Here is a 2,637-nt window from a genome sequence, read left to right on the forward strand (position 1 = left end):
AGTCGCATGTCCTAGACCCGAAGCGAAGTGATCTATCCATGGCCAGGTTGAAGCGACGGTAAGACGTCGTGGAGGACCGAACCCACTTAGGTTGAAAACTGAGGGGATGAGCTGTGGATAGGGGTGAAAGGCCAATCAAACTTCGTGATAGCTGGTTCTCTCCGAAATGCATTTAGGTGCAGCGTTGCGTGTTTCTTGCCGGAGGTAGAGCTACTGGATGGCCGATGGGCCCTACAAGGTTACTGACGTCAGCCAAACTCCGAATGCCGGTAAGTGAGAGCGCAGCAGTGAGACAGTGGGGGATAAGCTTCATTGTCGAGAGGGAAACAACCCAGACCACCAACTAAGGTCCCAAAGCGCGTGCTAAGTGGGAAAGGATGTGGAGTTGCCTTGACAACCAGGAGGTTGGCTTAGAAGCAGCCACCCTTGAAAGAGTGCGTAATAGCTCACTGGTCAAGTGATTCCGCGCCGACAATGTAACGGGGCTCAAGCACGCCACCGAAGTTGTGGCATTGACATTATTGGTAGGCCTTCGTGGTCCAGCCGTGTTGATGGGTAGGAGAGCGTCGTGTGGCCAGCGAAGCGGCGGTGTGAACCAGCCGTGGAGGCTACACGAGTGAGAATGCAGGCATGAGTAGCGAAAGACATGTGAGAAACATGTCCTCCGAAAGACCAAGGGTTCCAGGGTCAAGCTAATCTTCCCTGGGTAAGTCGGGACCTAAGGCGAGGCCGACAGGCGTAGTCGATGGACAACGGGTTGATATTCCCGTACCGGCGAAGAACCGCCCAAGCTAATCCAGTAGTGCTAAGTATCTGAATCCCTGTGATGGATCCCTTCGGGGTGAAGCTCGGGGCCTAGCGTACGACCCCATTCTGGTGCGGTTAGCGTATTAACAGGTGTGACGCAGGAAGGTAGCCCAACCCGGGCGATGGTTGTCCCGGGGCAAGTGCGTAGGCCGAGTCGTAGGCAAATCCGCGACTCATGGAGGCTGAGACACGATGCGGATAAAAAGTGGGTGATCCTATGCTGCCAAGAAAAGCATCGACGCGAGGTTCTAGCTGCCCGTACCCCAAACCGACTCAGGTGGTCAGGTAGAGAATACTAAGGAGATCGAGAGAATCGTGGTTAAGGAACTCGGCAAAATGCCCCCGTAACTTCGGGAGAAGGGGGGCCTTCGGCGTATAGGGATTTACTCCCAAAAGCGTTTGGAGGCCGCAGAGACTAGTGGGTAGCGACTGTTTACTAAAAACACAGGTCCGTGCCAAGTCGCAAGACGATGTATACGGACTGACGCCTGCCCGGTGCTGGAAGGTTAAGAGGACCGGTTAGCCGCAAGGCGAAGCTGAGAATTTAAGCCCCAGTAAACGGCGGTGGTAACTATAACCATCCTAAGGTAGCGAAATTCCTTGTCGGGTAAGTTCCGACCTGCACGAATGGCGTAACGACTTCCCAACTGTCTCAACCGCGAACTCGGCGAAATTGCATTACGAGTAAAGATGCTCGTTACGCGCAGCAGGACGGAAAGACCCCGTGACCTTTACTATAGCTTTGTATTGGTGTTCGGTGTGGCTTGTGTAGGATAGGTGGGAGACGTTGAAGCGGTGACGCCAGTTACCGTGGAGTCGTTGTTGAAATACCACTCTGGTCACTCTGGATATCTAACTTCGAACCGTAATCCGGTTCAGGGACAGTGCATGGTGGGTAGTTTAACTGGGGCGGTTGCCTCCCAAAAAGTAACGGAGGCGCCCAAAGGTTCCCTCAATCTGGTTGGCAATCAGATGGCGAGTGTAAGTGCACAAGGGAGCTTGACTGTGAGACTGACAGGTCGAGCAGGGACGAAAGTCGGGACTAGTGATCCGGCAGTGGCTTGTGGAAGCGCTGTCGCTCAACGGATAAAAGGTACCTCGGGGATAACAGGCTGATCTTGCCCAAGAGTCCATATCGACGGCATGGTTTGGCACCTCGATGTCGGCTCGTCGCATCCTGGGGCTGGAGTAGGTCCCAAGGGTTGGGCTGTTCGCCCATTAAAGCGGTACGCGAGCTGGGTTTAGAACGTCGTGAGACAGTTCGGTCCCTATCCGCTGCGCGCGCAGGAAATTTGAGAGGATCTGACCCTAGTACGAGAGGACCGGGTTGGACGAACCTCTGGTGTGTCAGTTGTTCCGCCAGGAGCACCGCTGATTAGCTACGTTCGGGATGGATAACCGCTGAAAGCATCTAAGCGGGAAGCCGGCCTCAAGATGAGATTTCCATGCCTTCGGGCGAGAGGCTCCCAGCCAGACTACTGGGTTGATAGGCGAGATGTGGAAGCGCGGTAACGCGTGGAGCTGACTCGTACTAATAAGCCGATGACTTGATAACACACCGTTTTTGGTGCTTGCGTCCACTGAGTGGTTCTCGATGTACGGTCGAGAACCGCATAACATTCATTGTTATGCTGATTGAAACATCAATAGTGTTTCGGCGGCCATAGCGTGAGGGAAACGCCCGGTTACATTCCGAACCCGGAAGCTAAGCCTCACAGCGCCGATGGTACTGCAGGGGGGACCCTGTGGGAGAGTAGGACACCGCCGGACTTCTTTCGTGAAAAGGCCACCCAAGGTTGGGTGGCCTTTTCTCGTTAACAACGCACCTGA

General features: G+C 54.5%; 2 rRNA genes. Both read left to right on the forward strand.

Going from position 1 to position 2,637, the window contains the following annotated elements:
• Positions 1–2,362 (forward strand): 23S ribosomal RNA (locus Q0653_RS13970); the annotation flags it as partial.
• A 98-nt stretch (positions 2,363–2,460) separates the two neighbouring features.
• Positions 2,461–2,577 (forward strand): 5S ribosomal RNA (gene rrf, locus Q0653_RS13975).
• Positions 2,578–2,637 lie beyond the last annotated feature (60 nt).

Source organism: uncultured Microbacterium sp. (genome assembly GCF_947488465.1).
Lineage (GTDB): Bacteria > Actinomycetota > Actinomycetes > Actinomycetales > Microbacteriaceae > Microbacterium.